The organism is Variovorax boronicumulans (assembly GCF_040544675.1).
Taxonomy (GTDB): domain Bacteria; phylum Pseudomonadota; class Gammaproteobacteria; order Burkholderiales; family Burkholderiaceae_C; genus Variovorax; species Variovorax boronicumulans_D.
The window spans coordinates 46,370-60,421 of record NZ_JBEPKK010000016.1 but is presented as its reverse complement, the minus strand read 5'-3'; the positions used below and the strand labels follow the sequence as shown (position 1 = coordinate 60,421).

General features: G+C 66.1%; 11 protein-coding genes. 3 read left to right on the top strand and 8 right to left on the bottom strand.

Annotation, left to right across the window (positions count from 1 at the left end):
• Window positions 1–44: 44 nt before the first annotated feature.
• Window positions 45–419, bottom strand: coding sequence for a response regulator (locus ABIC90_RS23190; protein ID WP_354358303.1), 375 nt, complete (start codon window positions 417–419; stop codon window positions 45–47).
• A 197-nt stretch (window positions 420–616) separates the two neighbouring features.
• Here ABIC90_RS23190 and ABIC90_RS23185 point away from each other — a divergent pair, with 197 nt between their 5' ends.
• A complete protein-coding gene (locus ABIC90_RS23185) occupies window positions 617–919 on the top strand; it encodes a hypothetical protein (protein WP_354358301.1) in 303 nt (100 codons plus the stop codon).
• Window positions 920–1,096: 177 nt separating this feature from the next.
• Window positions 1,097–3,376 (top strand): PhoX family protein, encoded by a 2,280-nt coding sequence (locus ABIC90_RS23180; RefSeq protein WP_354358299.1) that lies wholly within the window; start codon window positions 1,097–1,099, stop codon window positions 3,374–3,376.
• A gap of 81 nt (window positions 3,377–3,457) precedes the next feature.
• On the opposite strand, the gene ABIC90_RS23175 is transcribed toward ABIC90_RS23180, so the two are convergent.
• From ABIC90_RS23175 to glmS, 7 genes are all read right to left on the bottom strand, one after another.
• Entirely contained in the window at window positions 3,458–4,492 is a 1,035-nt protein-coding gene (locus ABIC90_RS23175) for an alpha/beta fold hydrolase (protein WP_354358297.1), read from the bottom strand.
• A 149-nt stretch (window positions 4,493–4,641) separates the two neighbouring features.
• The gene (locus tag ABIC90_RS23170) at window positions 4,642–5,526 is read right to left on the bottom strand and encodes a 2OG-Fe(II) oxygenase (protein ID WP_354358295.1); all 885 of its coding nucleotides are present in this window, start codon (window positions 5,524–5,526) and stop codon (window positions 4,642–4,644) included.
• 13 nt (window positions 5,527–5,539) lie between these two features.
• A complete protein-coding gene (locus ABIC90_RS23165) occupies window positions 5,540–6,211 on the bottom strand; it encodes a hypothetical protein (RefSeq protein ID WP_354358293.1) in 672 nt (223 codons plus the stop codon).
• Between the two features lie 42 nt (window positions 6,212–6,253).
• Window positions 6,254–6,901 carry a hypothetical protein gene (locus tag ABIC90_RS23160; protein WP_354358291.1) on the bottom strand — a complete coding sequence of 216 codons (648 nt, stop codon included), beginning with the start codon at window positions 6,899–6,901 and terminating at the stop codon, window positions 6,254–6,256.
• Window positions 6,898–8,322 carry a cytochrome-c peroxidase gene (locus ABIC90_RS23155; protein WP_436318242.1) on the bottom strand — a complete coding sequence of 475 codons (1,425 nt, stop codon included), beginning with the start codon at window positions 8,320–8,322 and terminating at the stop codon, window positions 6,898–6,900. Before ABIC90_RS23155 ends, ABIC90_RS23160 begins: the two co-directional genes overlap by 4 nt.
• Before the next feature lie 80 nt (window positions 8,323–8,402).
• Window positions 8,403–10,853 carry a phosphoesterase gene (locus tag ABIC90_RS23150; RefSeq protein ID WP_354358289.1) on the bottom strand — a complete coding sequence of 817 codons (2,451 nt, stop codon included), beginning with the start codon at window positions 10,851–10,853 and terminating at the stop codon, window positions 8,403–8,405.
• Between the two features lie 613 nt (window positions 10,854–11,466).
• Complete coding sequence (gene glmS, locus ABIC90_RS23145; protein ID WP_354358287.1) at window positions 11,467–13,347, bottom strand: glutamine--fructose-6-phosphate transaminase (isomerizing); 1,881 nt, start codon at window positions 13,345–13,347, stop codon at window positions 11,467–11,469.
• A gap of 141 nt (window positions 13,348–13,488) precedes the next feature.
• Between glmS and ABIC90_RS23140 the strand changes: the two genes are divergently transcribed.
• Window positions 13,489–13,971 (top strand): Lrp/AsnC family transcriptional regulator, encoded by a 483-nt coding sequence (locus ABIC90_RS23140; RefSeq protein ID WP_354358285.1) that lies wholly within the window; start codon window positions 13,489–13,491, stop codon window positions 13,969–13,971.
• The last annotated feature ends 81 nt before the right edge of the window (window positions 13,972–14,052 follow it).

Below are 14,052 nucleotides of genomic sequence, written 5' to 3'. Positions count from 1 at the left end.
TTTTTAGCGGGCAAGGGGGGCGGGCAGGCTGCACAGCCGGGGAGTCAGGCCCCGGCGTAGCGCGCGCACTCCGCAAAGAATTCGTCGAGCTGCGTGGACTTGTCGAACACCCCGTCGGCACCGAGCGCCAGGCACCGCGAGCGGACTTCGGCGGTCGGGTAGTTCGTGAGCACCAGCACATGCTGATGGGGAAGCCTGTCCATGCAGCGGCGCAAGACCGTCAGGCCCGACCCGTCCGACAGGAAGATATCGACCACCGCCAAATCCCAGACATCGCCGTGCGCGTCGAAGGCTTTTTCGGCTTCCAGCGGAGAATCGGCCACCGCGATGACTTCGGCGCCGACGAGATCTTCCAGCGCCGGGATCAGGTTGTCCCGAATCGTCTGGCTGTCTTCGACAAGAATGGTGGTAAGAGGCATCGGGACTTGCGCGACTGCGCCTGATCCAGGCTTTGCATGAATGATTGAAAAACAGCACCGGCTGAACTTGTGACTCTTATCCACGATGCGCCGGGTTGGGCGCTGTAGTCCCGCGCCGCGACTCCGTGAGATTCGGGTCTGGGTTAAAACCTCCACGACGTTGATGAACGTCGACGTCCACGCACAAAGGAATCGATATGCCGGCCAAACGCCACCCTGTTGCGCCCAACAAAGGCTCCGCTGAAGAGAACGCCGTTGAGCAAAGCAAGCAGGTCGCCGAGGAAATCAAGGAAGCCGCCGACGATCTGGTGGTGGTGCATGCCGTGCTGGACAAGGAACTGACCGACAAGCACCGCTCCAGCGAGGTGGACCAGGCCGTGGCCCACACGGAGAAGATCGAAAAGCGTTTGAGCAAGTCGGCCAAGGCCCTGGACGAGGTCAATCGCAAGCTGGAAGGCAAGAAGGCCGGCACCGGCCAGGTCAAGCCCGCGAAGCGCTGAAGGGCCTCCGCGCCCTGAGCGGCCGGCCGATGCCGCTGCTGCGCAGCCGTTGCTCTTTTTCTCTGGTGCTCGCTTTCTCCGTCAGCCGATGGCGGACTGACCAGCGCCTGACCAAGTCACGAAACCGTCACTGCGGCTCTCTAGATTAACCATTTCCACGTATCTAGAAAGCCCCAAATGAAAAACCCGGCCGATCCCAAAAAGATCGACTTCAACGACGAAGACTCCAACACTTCGCCCAACCCGACCTTCGATACGGTGCTGGCTGCGCGGCTGAGTCGCCGCGGCCTTCTGCGCGGCGGCGTCGGCACGGCCGGAACGGCCCTGCTGGGCGGCTTGGCCGTCGCAGGCTGCGGCGGCGGCGGGAGCAACGGCGTTGCCTTCCCCGTCCTGCCGCCCGCACCGGCACCTGCTCCGCCCCCCGCACCGGCCCCGCAACCTCCCACCGAGAAGCTTCTCGGGTTCGGCGCGGTTGCCAAGAGCCTGGCGGACGTCGTCTCCATTCCCGCCGGCTACTCCTTCAGCGTTCTCTACGCCCTGGGCGACCCGCTGACCGCTGGCACCGCGGCATACAAGAACGACGGCACCGACACGGATTTCGAGAACCGCGCCGGCGACCATCACGACGGCATGGAGTGGTTCGGCCTGGACGCGAGCGGCAAATACTCCCTCACGTCCGCCGATCGCGGCCTGCTGGCGATCAACCACGAAGCGACGACCGACGAAAAGCTCAGCTCGTTCTTCCTGCACGCCAACGGCGGAACCTCGACGCTGCCGCGCCCCGCTGCAGAAGTCGACAAGGAAATCGCCATTCACGGCATCGCCGTGGTCGAAGTCGCCAAGACATCGAACAAGTGGGCGACGGTTCCGGGCTCCAGCTTCAACTTCCGCCTGACGCCGCTGAGCGACATCGAGATCGCAGGGCCTGCACGCGGCAACAGCCTGATGGTCACCAAGTATTCGACCAACGGCACCCGCACGCGCGGAACGCTGAACAACTGCGGCACCGGAAAGACGCCCTGGGGCACCTTCCTCACCGGCGAAGAGAACTGGTTCGGTTACTTCACACGCAGCGCCACCGACGACGCGGCCCGTGCCGACAAGAGTGTCGTGGCGCTCAAGCGCTACGGAAGCGCCCAGGGCGGTGCATCGCGCCACGGCTGGGAAAGCGCGGGAGCCGACGACAAGTACGCACGCTGGATCATCAGCAAGACCGGCGCGTCGGTCGACGGAAGCGACGACTACCGCAACGAACTCAACGGCATGGGCTACATCGTCGAGATCGATCCGTTCGACAAGAACAAGTCCGCTCGCAAGCGCACCGCGCTGGGCCGCTTTGCCCACGAGAGCGCCGCGTTCGGCGTGCCGACGGTCGGCCAGCCCCTGGCCGTCTACATGGGCGATGACGCCCGCAACGAGTACATGTACAAGTTCGTCTCCACCGCGCTGTGGACGGCCGCGGACGCGAACCCGGCGGACCGCATGGCAACGGGCGACAAGTACCTGAACGACGGCAAGCTGTACGTCGCCAAGTACAACCCGGACGGAACCGGCGTGTGGCTGGAACTGAGCATCACGAACCCCACCGTCGCTGGCTACGCGACCTACGCGTTCGCCGACCAGGCCGATGTTTCGATCCATTGCCGCCTTGCAGCCGATGCGGTCGGCGCGACCAAGATGGACCGGCCCGAATGGGGCGCCGTGAACCCGGCCAACGGCGAGATCTACCAGACGCTGACCAACAACAGCAACCGCCGGATCGACCCGAGCGGCTCGTCGCAGCTTGCGCCCGACGCGGCCAATCCGCGCGCCTACACGGACATGAAGGGCGCAACGGCGCAGCAGGGCAACCCGAACGGCCATCTGCTGCGCATGAAGGAAGGCAGCGCGGGCGGCGCGGCCACGACCTTCACCTGGGACATCTATCTCCTGGGCGCCGAGGCCGGTGCCGACCAGAGCATGGTCAACATCTCGAACCTCACGGCCGACCAGGACTTCTCGAGTCCCGACGGCCTGGCGTTCAGCCCTTCGACAGGCATCTGCTGGATCCAGACGGACGACGGCGCCTACACCGATGTGACCAACTGCATGATGCTCGCCGGCCTGCCCGGCAAGGTCGGCGACGGTGGCGCCAAGACCCTGAGCTACACCAAGGCAGACAGCAGCAAGCTCGATGTGCTGACCCAGGTGGGCAAGGCCGCGACGCCCGACACGCTCAAGCGCTTCCTGGTGGGTCCGTCGGCATGCGAGCTCACGGGCTTCTGCGAAACGCCCGATGGCAAGGCGATCTTCGTGAACATCCAGCACCCGGGCGAGACCACGAAGCAGGCCGACATTGCCGACCCGTCGAAGTACTCGAGCCGTTGGCCCAGCAACGCCGGCTATGGTGCCGGTTCGCGGCCGCGCTCTGCAACCATCGTGATCACGAAGGACGACGGCGGACGCATCGGTACCTGATGGAGCCACGCGGCGCTGCGAAGCGCCGCCTTCTTCAAAGTCAAAAGGGGCGCACGGCGAAGGTCGTGCGCCCCTTGTTGTTCAACCCCGCGCCACGTCGATCACCGCCTTCGCAAAGGCGTCGGGCGCCTCCTGCGGCAGGTTGTGGCCGATGCCGCCGCTGACCAGCCGGTGCTCGTAGCGTCCCGAGAACTTCTTTGCATAGGCGCTGGGTTGCGGGTGCGGCGCGCCGTTGGCGTCGCCTTCGAGCGTGATGGTCGGCACGCCGATCACCGGTGCCTTGGCGAGCCGGTTCTCCAGCGCCTGGTACTTCGCCTCGCCATCGGCCAGGCCCAGGCGCCAGCGGTAGTTGTGGACCGTGATGGCCACATGGTCGGGGTTGTGCAGGGCCGCGGCGCTGCGCTCGAAGGTGGCCGCATCGAAGTTCCACTGGGGCGATGCGGTCTGCCAGATGAGCCTGGCGAAGTCGTCGCGGTTCTTCTCGTAGCCAGCGCGCCCGCGCTCGGTCGCAAAGTAGTACTGGTACCACCACTGCAGCTCGGCCTGCGGCGGCAGCGGCGTCTTGCCGGCCTCCTGGCTGCCGATGAGGTAGCCGCTCACGGACACCAGCGCCTTCACGCGTTCGGGCCAGAGCGCGGCCATGATGCACGCCGTGCGCGCGCCCCAGTCGCAGCCGGCAACGGTGGCGACCTGGATCTTCAGCGCATCCATCAGCGCGATGATGTCCACGGCGACCACCGACTGCTGCCCGTTGCGCGGCGTGTCGGCCGACAGGAAACGGGTGGTGCCATAGCCGCGCAGGTACGGCACGACCACGCGAAAGCCCGCGGCCGCAAGCAGCGGCGCCACGTCCACGAACATGTGGATGTCGTAGGGCCAGCCGTGAAGAAGAATGACCGGCGCGCCGTCGGCCGGACCGGCCTCGAAGTAGCCGATGTTCAGGCCGCCGGCCTCGATGCTCCTGAGCGGCTCGAGTCGCCTGGCGGTGCCTGCAGCGGCGGCGCCGGCGGTCGATTGAGCGAAAGCGGGCAGTGTCGACGCCAGCTGGGCGGCGGCGATGCCGAGCGCCGCCTTGCCGAGGAACGAGCGGCGGGGCAGCGGCTTGGAAACAGTCATGTGGGATCTCCTGAAATCCGAAGTGAGTGAAGCGCACCCTGGCGGGTGATCGGCGCGATTCTTCGGTGGCAGGACCGCCTGGCTGCCGGCTTTCGTATGCCTGTGTATCCGCGCCGGCCTGGCCGACACTAAGTTTCAATGGCAGGCGTTCACGCGGCGTCAGCGGCCACGAAGCGGCGCTGGCGCATCCACTTGGTCATGACCCATTTTTCGCCCCGTGCCACGGCCGCGCTGGCGTGCAGGGAGCGTGTGTCGACGCGGCCGTTGTCGTCGCCGTACTCGAAGTAGCAGGCATTGCCGCGAACCGGCGAAACCGCCAGGCCCAGTTGCGGAAAGACGGTTTGGCCGCCCTCCGGCACATCGTTGAGGTAAGTCACCAGCGTGCTCACGCGCTGGCCGCTGCGCGCAATGGATTCGCGGTTGGCGGCGTTGGTGGGCGCCAGGTAGTCGTGGTGCGGCTCGCTGCCCGCGCCGCTCGGGTAGTACAGCAGCTGCAGGCCCTCGCCGTTTTCCAGCGGCAGGTTCATCAGCATCGACAGGCGCCGGTCGAGGCGGGCGACCAAATCGTTCTCGCACAGGCGAAAGAACATGCCCCAGCTCGCGCGCCTGTCGCTCACCACATCGCGGCCGCTCGCCGGATCGACCAGCGTGGAAGGCGTCAGGCGCGGCCGCGCCATGTCGATGAGGGCCTTGCATTCGTCGGCGTCCACGACGTTGCCGAGCGCGGCGAACACCGGGTCATCGCCGCGCGCGTGCACGACGATCTCGCGGTCGGCAGTCAGGATTCGCGTGCCCGGTGCGAGCCGCGCCACGGGCTTCATTGGGGCGTCGTCGGGCAGTTCGACGGCGTCGGCCGGCATGGCCCCGCCGCGTTGCCGCGCATCGATGAAGGCCGCGACGATGGCCTGCGCGGGGCGCTCGGCCATGCCCTTGCCCTGCATCGTGGCAACCAGCGCGTGCGGCGCCTGGCCGGCGTCGAGGTTGTGCGCGAGCCAGCGGCCCAGGTCGGGCGAGAAGCGGACGACGGTGCTCATGGACGGCAGCGCGTCAAACCGGCCCCGCGTGCGCGACCCAGCCCTTGTCGCCGAGCGTGAAGCCCTGGCGCAGTTGCAGCTTTCCGCCCGCGCCGTTGGCGATGCGCGCCACCATCGGAAACACGCGCTGCGCGTCGGCGCTCTGCATCCACGGTGCCGCGTCGATCCGGTAGGTGTAGCTCACCACGGCCATCTTGTGCTGTGCGTCGGAGGTGTCGAGCTTGACGTCGACGATCTTCTCGCGCTGAAGATGCGCCACGCAGAAGTCGTTGGCGTGCGCCGTGCCTTGGGCCGAGGACGGACGCGGCTTGTAGAACTTGCGGCCGGCCTCGGTCAGCTCGAAACGCTTGACCGCGCCGTCCGGGTTCTGGCTGCTCTTCGGTGCGGGGACGATGGTGCTGCGCACCAGGCCCAGCTGTTCCATCACCGGAAACTGCACGGCATGGCGCGCGCCGGAACCGGCCTCGGCTTCGGTCAGGTCGATGGGCCAGTCGAACATCGCAAGGCAGATGTCGCCGCGCTGGGCCAGGTAGTCGTCCAGCGGCGCCGCGAGGTTCTCGGCGGTAGGCGCGTTGGCATCGTGGTCGGTGCTGCATGCGGCGAGCGCGCAGACGATGGCGATGCTGGTCAGGGTCTTGATCGAAGTCCGGGTGGGTTGGCTCAGTTGGATGAAGCGGAGATTCATGGGGTCTCTGGTTGATGTTCGGGTAGCGGCAATCGCAGGGATTCAGTGCACATCGAGTTCGTCCGCAACCCAGCCGTGCGGCGTCAGGTGAACGCCCAGGCGTATCTGCATCGTTCCCTCGCGCTGGATGGCACGCGCCAGCAGCGGAAAGGCTTGCAGCACCTCGGGCGCACCGGCCCAGGGTTCAGGTGCGATGCGGTAGGTGAAGAGCAACGAGGTCGCGGTGCGGCCGTCGCGTGTCTGCGGCGGGTCCCAGCCGATCAGGCGGTCCAGGCTCAGGGTGGCCGCGCAGAAGTCGGCCGGGTGCTTGAGCGTCTGCGTCGTGGTGCGTATCACCACGGGCACCTGCAGGTAGTTCTTGCGCCCCGCCTCGGTCAGCGCGTATTCGCGGGCCGGCACGGCGGCCGCGGCGCTGCCGGCGGTGACTGCGACATCCTTGCCGCTCACCAGGCCCAGCTTCTCGAGCACCGGCATCTGCTGCGCGTCGGGCGCGTGCGACCCGGCCGCCACGGTGATCGGCCATTCGTATTTGGCCAGGCACACATGCCCGCGCTGCGCGAGGTAGTCGTTCGTCGCTGCGGTGAAGTTGTCGCGGTTGGCAATGCGCGCTTCTTCGTTGTCGCAACCCGCGAGCAAGGCCAGCGAGGCCAGCAGGCACGCGACAAGCACAGCGCTTCTGTTCGTCTTCACTTCACGCACCTGCCGGTGGTCGGTGCTGCGGCGGGCGGCTGGTAGCCATCGCTCAGCACGCCGAGAAAGCAGACCAGGTCGGCGATCTGCTGCGCCGTCATCACCGGCACGGAGCCGGGCTGGCGCGGCCGCGTGCCGCTGGCCAGCGTCTTGTCGCCGCCCTCGCCGGTGCCCATCGGCACTTCCTCGTCGATGCTGCCTTGCTGCGAGGCCGGCAGGTCGTTGTACTTGGCGACCGCGGCGCCCGGCACGTGGGTGGGTTGCAGCGCCCAACTGGGGTTGGCCTGCGGCGCTCCAGTGCCGTCCTTGTCAACGGGATACCAGTACTCCGGGTTGGTGTCCCGCGTGTTGTAGAAGTTGACGACCTGGTCCAGCGAGTGCAGCACGCCGTTGTGGAAGAACGCGCCCCGCGTCGCCACGTTGCGCAGCACCGGAACCTTGAACATGCCGCAGTACGGGTTGGCCGTGCCTGGCGTGGCGGGCATGTGGTCGGTGCGGAAGGGGCCGCACAGCCCCATGTCGAAGTACTTCGGGTCGTCGTTGGCCGGGATCGGGTCCGGGTTGTTCGGGATCGACCTGTCGTTGCGCGGCGCACCCAGGGCCTGGTAGGTGAAGTCGGTCATCAGGCCGGTGTTGCCGTTGAAGTTGGCGCCCGTGTAGTGGCAGCCCGAGCAGTTGGCCACGCCGGTGCTGTGAAACACCACCTCGCCACGCTGCTCGGCCGGCGTCAGCGTGCCGCCGATCTTGTTGAAGACATGCAGGTCGTACTTGCTGCTGTACGGATGAAAGCTCAGGTCTTCGGTCTCCAGCGCCTGGATCGCGCGGCCGAGGGCGTCGAAGGCGACATCGGTATGGTCGAACACATCGGCACCGAAGGCCTGCCTGAACAGGCCGGCATAGGTGCTGGCCCGGACCGCCTTCACGACCGCTTCCTTGGACGGGTTGTTCATCTCCAGCGGGTTGAGCAGCGGCATCCCGGCCTGCGTTGCCAGCGTTGCCGCACGGCCGTCCCACATGAAGCCGCCACCCGGCGAGTTGGAGGTCACGCCGTCGGGGTTGGGCGCGTCGTCGCTGAAGGCGGGCGTCGATTCCTTGTAGCGCAGCGAAGGCACGGCGCGCGCGCCGGTCTTCGTGACATCGGAACCCAGCTGCACCGAGATGCTGTTCGGCGGACCGTAGGCGTACTGCGGGTCGTGGCAGCTCGCGCACGACATGTTCCTGCCGCCCGACAGGTTCTTGTCGAAGAAGGCCTGCTGCCCGACCTGGGCGGCCAGGCTCAGGAGCGGCGTGCGGGGCGCGGCGCTGACGGCGGTGTTTGCCGCCGTGGCCGAGCCCTTGCCCTGGCATCCCGCCAAGGCCAGCAGCGCCACCGACAGCGCCATGCCGAACGGGGCGAACTTGCCGAGGACCAGATTCATCATTGACCGTTGCATCTCAAGAACTGCGGAAAGAAATCCGGGGGCCGCACGGCCCCCGGTGCTTTCTCAAATCGGTCTTCGGCTTACCGGGTCGCCCAGACGTTGGTCTGGCTCGCGTCGGCGCCGACTTGCGGGATCACCTGCCCTTCCAGCTTGCCGGTGGCGGCATCCTGCACGCCGTCGATGTCGTTCGCGTACAGCTTCTGGGTGTAGTTGGCCGGGATCACATACGCATGGTTGATCGGCCGCACCGAGTCGAAGTGCGTGTCTGCGCTGTTCTGGTATTCAGGCAGCGCAAGGATGTTGGCCGTGATGAAGGCTTCGGTGTATTTGGTGCGGTTCAGGTACGACGCATCCACGGCCGGGTCGGCGATCTGGAACATGTCCTGCAGCGTGCGCAGGAACGAGAAGTGGCTGTAGGCGTCGCTGTCGGCCACCTGCTTTTTCGCCGTGCCCACGTCCTGCTGGTTGGACATGATCCCGAAGATCGAATTGCCGTGGCCGAAGTTGCCCTGGGCGTAGTTGGGCGGCGGCGCGGTGCCGGTCGCCTTGCCGCTCGCGTCCACGGTCACCGGCGTGGCGCCGGAGGTCGGGCCGCCGGCATTCCAGCCGCAGCAGGAGCCGTTGCTGCCGCCCTCGCCTTCGTCGTACATCACGACGATCGCCACGCGCTTGTTCGGGTTCTTCCACAGCGCCGAGCTGCGGATCCTGTTGACCACCATGCCCAGGTAGATGTCGGCGCGCAGGGTGCCGGCGGCCTGGCCGTCGTTGTTGGTGTTGGCGCAGCTCGTGTCGGCGCCGACGCCGTGCATGTCGTCGCACTGGTCCGGAACGATGAAGTTGATGTTGCCCACATCGCCCGCGGCCAGGTCCTTGCCGAACTGGTCGTAGATCCAGCCGCCGGGTACCGGGTAGATCGAGGACTTGAGCCAGTCCGCTTCCTGGTACTGCGTGCCGAAGATGGTGCGGTTGTTGGCCACGAAATCCGGCAGGCTGCGCGCGCCCTGGAAGGCGATCGACGGGCCGTGCTTGACCTTGTAGAGGCCACCCTGCGCGGCGAAGTTGGGCGAGCCGACGAGCGTGGGCGGGGCGGAGCCGTCGAGCCGGGTGGCGCCCTTGAGCTTGCTCGAGTCGTAGGTGGCGGTCACGGCGTTGTCGACGACGCTGTCGGAGCGCACATCCTGGCCGGGGTTCATCGACTCGCTGTAGGTGCGGATGGTCAGGCCCGCCTTGGACATCGCGGTGAACAGGTTGGCGCCCGGCACGTTGTGCACGGTGCCGCCGGTCGGGTTGTCGCCACAGGTGGTGTCGGCCGGAGCGTATCCGGCGCGATTGATCTTGTTGGCCGGCGGGAGCTTGGCCTGGGCGGGCATCACCTGGCCGTCGGAGGCCGTGCCGCCGGCGAATTCGACGTCCTTGATGTCGTAGGGCGCGACGGCACCGCAGCCGAACCAGTTGTCGTCGTGGATGCCGAAGTCGTCGCCGCCGCCCAGCGCGGTGTAGTTGGGCTCGGACGGGTTGCCGGTCGAGTAGTAGGTCTTCAGCTGGTTGTAGTTGGCGAGGATGTAGTTGATGTTGGCCGCGCGCGGGTTGCCCAGGATCACATCGGTCGACTTGTTTTCTTCGACGATCACGAAGATGTTGTCGTAGGCCGGCACGCCTTCCACGTTGAAGGCCGCCTGCTGTGCTTGCGCGAAGGTGATGGGCGCCTGCTTCTGCATCGGGCCCGTGGGCGTGGCCTGGGTGCCGTCGCGGTTGGTGAGCGTCACGCCCGAGAGGCCGGCCAGGCGCGGGTCGCCGCCCGGCACGGCCAGGTTGTCGGGGAACAGGTCCTTGCGGTCGAGCTTGGTCGTCGCGTAGGTGTAGCGGTTGGTCAGCTGGTTGCCTTCGTACAACGCCGCATATTGGCTGGCGCCGGCGAGGGTGTTGACGTCCGCCAGCGGGTCGGTGATCGAGGCCGTGCCCAGATTGAAGGCCGGGCCGTTCAGGCGCGCAGCAAGGTTGGCTTTTTCGGCCGCGTAGCTGCTGCCGTTGGCTTCCACCAGGCGCTGCGCTTCGCTCGACAGCGGGCTGATGACGATCTTGTTCGCGCCCTGGTCGGCGATCTGATCGGCCGAAGCGCGGAGGATCAGGTGGCTGGCCACGGCAGCGCCGGTGGCGGAGTTGGTCGCGGTGGTGCCGATGTCGGCCACCAGCGGTCCGGTGCGGGTGGTGGTGATCGTGAACTTTCCGCCGGGGTCGGTGACGGCCGAGGCTTCGCCGCTGTCGAGCACGCCGTTGCCGTTGGCATCGACGAAAACCGTGGCCTTCTGGTAGTAGCCGGCCTTGAGCGTCGGGTTGCCCGTGGTGCTGCCCGGCACATAGTCGCTGGCAGCCACCACGCCGCTGAGGGTGGTGCTGGTTTCACTGACGGGCGGGGTGACGATCGGGAAGAAGCCGCTGCTCCCACCGCCGCCGCCTCCGCACGCGGCGAGCACGCACGCCGCGACTGTGGTCAACGACGTGAATAAAACCTTCTTTTCGAAAATCGCCATATATATCTTGGGCGGTGAGTTATGGATGGTTTTGGCCGGTCTGCGTGGGATGCGCGGGCATCGTTCGCTTTGAGGACGACGCCAGATTCGGGAGAAATGTAGAAATTGCGGGTGACATCTGTGTGTCAAATGCGGGCGCTAATTCCTGCCTAATAAATACGGCAGGATGCGGCAATTCAAATTGCTCTATAGAGTCAGCCTGACCAGCAACTGACTTTTGAACGAGTCGGAATTGGGCCTCGATTGAAGCGATTTCAGAGGGAGCCGACCTGCCCCGCCTGAGGCATGCCGTTCAGGCGATAGCGGGCCCAGCGCAATGGCGAAGCACGGGACATCCTCGGTGTTTCACCGCGTCAATGGCAATTCAATCGATCAGGCTGTCGTATCCGAAAAAACTCTCGCACGCTGCTGCGTGGGAGTCATTGGATTCTTTTGACTTCTCCGCTCTGCAAGCAAGATGAAAGTCTTGCCCTGGCAGAACTACGCGCTGACGCAATATTTGCGCGCCAGCCAAATTGGCCCGGGCATTGGATTTATTTTTTTCCAATTTCCCGGCGGCATCCTTTGCGAAAGGAATGGAGATCCCATTCAATCCGCAAAAGATGCCTCCCCCTCACTCCACCGTCACGCTCTTGGCCAGATTGCGCGGCTTGTCCACATCGGTTCCGCGTGCGCAGGCCGTGTGATACGCCAGCAGCTGCAGCGGCACCACATGCAGGATCGGCGACAGCGCGCCGTAGTGCTCGGGCATGCGGATCACATGCAGCCCTTCGCTGGACTTGATCTTCGTGTCGCCGTCGGCCAGCACATACAGCACGCCGCCGCGGGCGCGCACTTCCTGCAGGTTGCTCTTGAGCTTTTCGAGCAGCGCGTCGTTGGGCGCGACCGCCACCACGGGCATCTCGCTGGTCACCAGCGCGAGCGGGCCGTGCTTGAGCTCGCCGGCCGCATAGGCCTCGGCATGGATATAAGTCACTTCCTTGAGCTTGAGCGCGCCTTCCAGCGCAATCGGGTAGTGCAGTCCGCGGCCCAGGAACAGCGCGTTGTCCTTGCGCGCGAAGTCTTCGGCCCAGCCGATGATCTGCGGCTCCAGCGCGAGCACCGATTGCAGCGCGACCGGCAGGTGGCGCATTTCTTTCAGGTAGCGCGCCTCGTCGGCCTCGGACAGAAGCCCCTTGCTTTGCGCGATGGCCAGCGTGAGCAAAAACAGCCCGGCCAGCTGCGTCGTGAATGCCTTGGTCGATGCCACGCCGATCTCCACGCCGGCACGCGTGATGTACGCCAGCTTGCACTCGCGCACCATCGCGCTGGTCGCCACGTTGCAGATGGTCAGCGTCTGCTCCATGCCGAGCGAACGTGCATGCTTGAGCGCGGCCAGCGTGTCGGCCGTCTCGCCCGACTGGCTGATGGTGACCACCAGCGTCTTCGGGTCGGGCACGGAGTCGCGGTAGCGGTACTCGCTGGCGATCTCGACCTGCGTGGAAATTTTCGCGATGCCTTCGAGCCAGTACTTGGCGGTGCAGCCGCTGTAGTAGCTGGTGCCGCAAGCCAGGATCAGGATCTTGTCGATGTCCTTGAAGACACGGTGCGCGCTGGCACCCGTGGCGCCGTCCTGCCCGATGCCGTCGAACAGCTCGGGCACGATGCCCGCCACGCCTTCGAGCGTGTCGCCGATGGCGCGCGGCTGCTCGAAGATTTCCTTCTGCATGTAGTGGCGGTAGGGGCCGAGTTCGGCCGCGCCGCTGTGGGCGTGCACGGTGCGCACCTGACGGGTGACGGGCTTGTGGTTCTTGTCGATGATCCAGTACTTGCCCGGCTGCAGGTCGACCACATCGCCTTCTTCCAGATAGACGATCTGGTCGGTCACGCCGGCCAGCGCCATCGCGTCGCTGGCGAGAAAGTTTTCCGCGCCGTCCTTGCCCGCGCCCAGGATCAGCGGCGAACCGGCGCGCGCACCGACCACGCGCTGCGGCTCGTCGCGGCAGATCACGGCGATGGCGTAGGCGCCTTGCAATTGCAGCACCGCGGCCTTGACGGCGTCGAACAGGTCGCCGTCGTAGAGGCTGTCGACCAGGTGGGCGATGACCTCGGTGTCGGTCTGGCTCTCGAACACGTAGCCCTTGGCCTCGAGCGCGGCGCGCAATGCCTCGTGGTTTTCGATGATGCCGTTGTGCACCAGCGCCACGCGGCCAGGGCGGGTGGACTGGGCGTCCGCGCCAGGGCCGTGGCTGAAGTGCGGATGCGCGTTGTGTACCGCCGGCGCGCCGTGCGTGGCCCAGCGCGTGTGGGCGATGCCGGTGAGGCCTTCGAGCTTGTCGTCACGAACCTGCGTGACCAGGTCCGCCACGCGCGAGGTGGTGCGCGCGCGCGTCAGGCCGCCCGCATGCACCGCCACGCCGCAGGAGTCGTAACCGCGGTATTCGAGACGCTGCAGGCCCTGGACCAGAACCGGAACGATGTTGCGATGGGACGCTGCCCCGACGATGCCGCACATGGTGAACTGCCTTTGAATGAACAAGAAGAAGGCCGATGGTAGAGAGGCGCCCGAAAAATATGCACTCGAAATTTATTTGATTTCGGACTTTTATTTCATCGAATGGCTGATATGGTTTTTTATTCCATAATTTCAATCCATATGGAATCAATCTCCCTCGATGCCACCGACCTTCGCCTGCTGGACGCCCTGCAGCGCGACGCCTCCCAAACCAACCAGCGGCTGGCCGCCGATGCCGGCATCTCGCCGCCGACCTGTCTTCGGCGCGTGCAACGGCTCAAGGACGAGGGCCTCATCGAGCGCCAGGTCGCGCTGCTGTCGCCCGACCGGCTGGCCGCGGTGCAGGGCCACGGTTTGCAGGCGGTGGTCGAGATTTCGCTGGACCGGCAGGACGCCGCTTCGCTCGATGCCTTCGAAGCCCGCGTGATCGCGGACGATGCGGTGCAGCAGTGCTGGCGGGTTTCGCCCGGCCCGGACTTCGTGCTCGTGGTCGCGGCGCGCGACATGCCCGACTACGGCGCGCTGACCCAGCGCCTGTTCACGAGCGACGCGAACGTGCGCAACGTCAAGGCCTTCTTCAGCCTCAAGCGCGCCAAATTCGAGCCTGCGGTGCCGCTGGCCTGAGGCCCGCTTCCATACGATCTTGCATCCGATCAACAAGAACCGTTCGGGCTGAGCTTGTCGAAGCCTCGCGCGGCGCTTCGA

Bases quoted from the DNA above. Each gene is read 5' to 3' on its own strand.
- ABIC90_RS23175 (WP_354358297.1), bottom strand. From the start codon at position 4,492: ATGACTGTTTCCAAGCCGCTGCCCCGCCGCTCGTTCCTCGGCAAGGCG.
- ABIC90_RS23150 (WP_354358289.1), bottom strand. From the start codon at position 10,853: ATGGCGATTTTCGAAAAGAAGGTTTTATTCACGTCGTTGACCACAGTC.
- ABIC90_RS23190 (WP_354358303.1), bottom strand. From the start codon at position 419: ATGCCTCTTACCACCATTCTTGTCGAAGACAGCCAGACGATTCGGGAC.
- ABIC90_RS23155 (WP_436318242.1), bottom strand. From the start codon at position 8,322: ATGATGAATCTGGTCCTCGGCAAGTTCGCCCCGTTCGGCATGGCGCTG.
- ABIC90_RS23185 (WP_354358301.1), top strand. From the start codon at position 617: ATGCCGGCCAAACGCCACCCTGTTGCGCCCAACAAAGGCTCCGCTGAA.
- ABIC90_RS23170 (WP_354358295.1), bottom strand. From the start codon at position 5,526: ATGAGCACCGTCGTCCGCTTCTCGCCCGACCTGGGCCGCTGGCTCGCG.
- glmS (WP_354358287.1), bottom strand. From the start codon at position 13,347: ATGTGCGGCATCGTCGGGGCAGCGTCCCATCGCAACATCGTTCCGGTT.
- ABIC90_RS23165 (WP_354358293.1), bottom strand. From the start codon at position 6,211: ATGAATCTCCGCTTCATCCAACTGAGCCAACCCACCCGGACTTCGATC.
- ABIC90_RS23180 (WP_354358299.1), top strand. From the start codon at position 1,097: ATGAAAAACCCGGCCGATCCCAAAAAGATCGACTTCAACGACGAAGAC.
- ABIC90_RS23140 (WP_354358285.1), top strand. From the start codon at position 13,489: ATGGAATCAATCTCCCTCGATGCCACCGACCTTCGCCTGCTGGACGCC.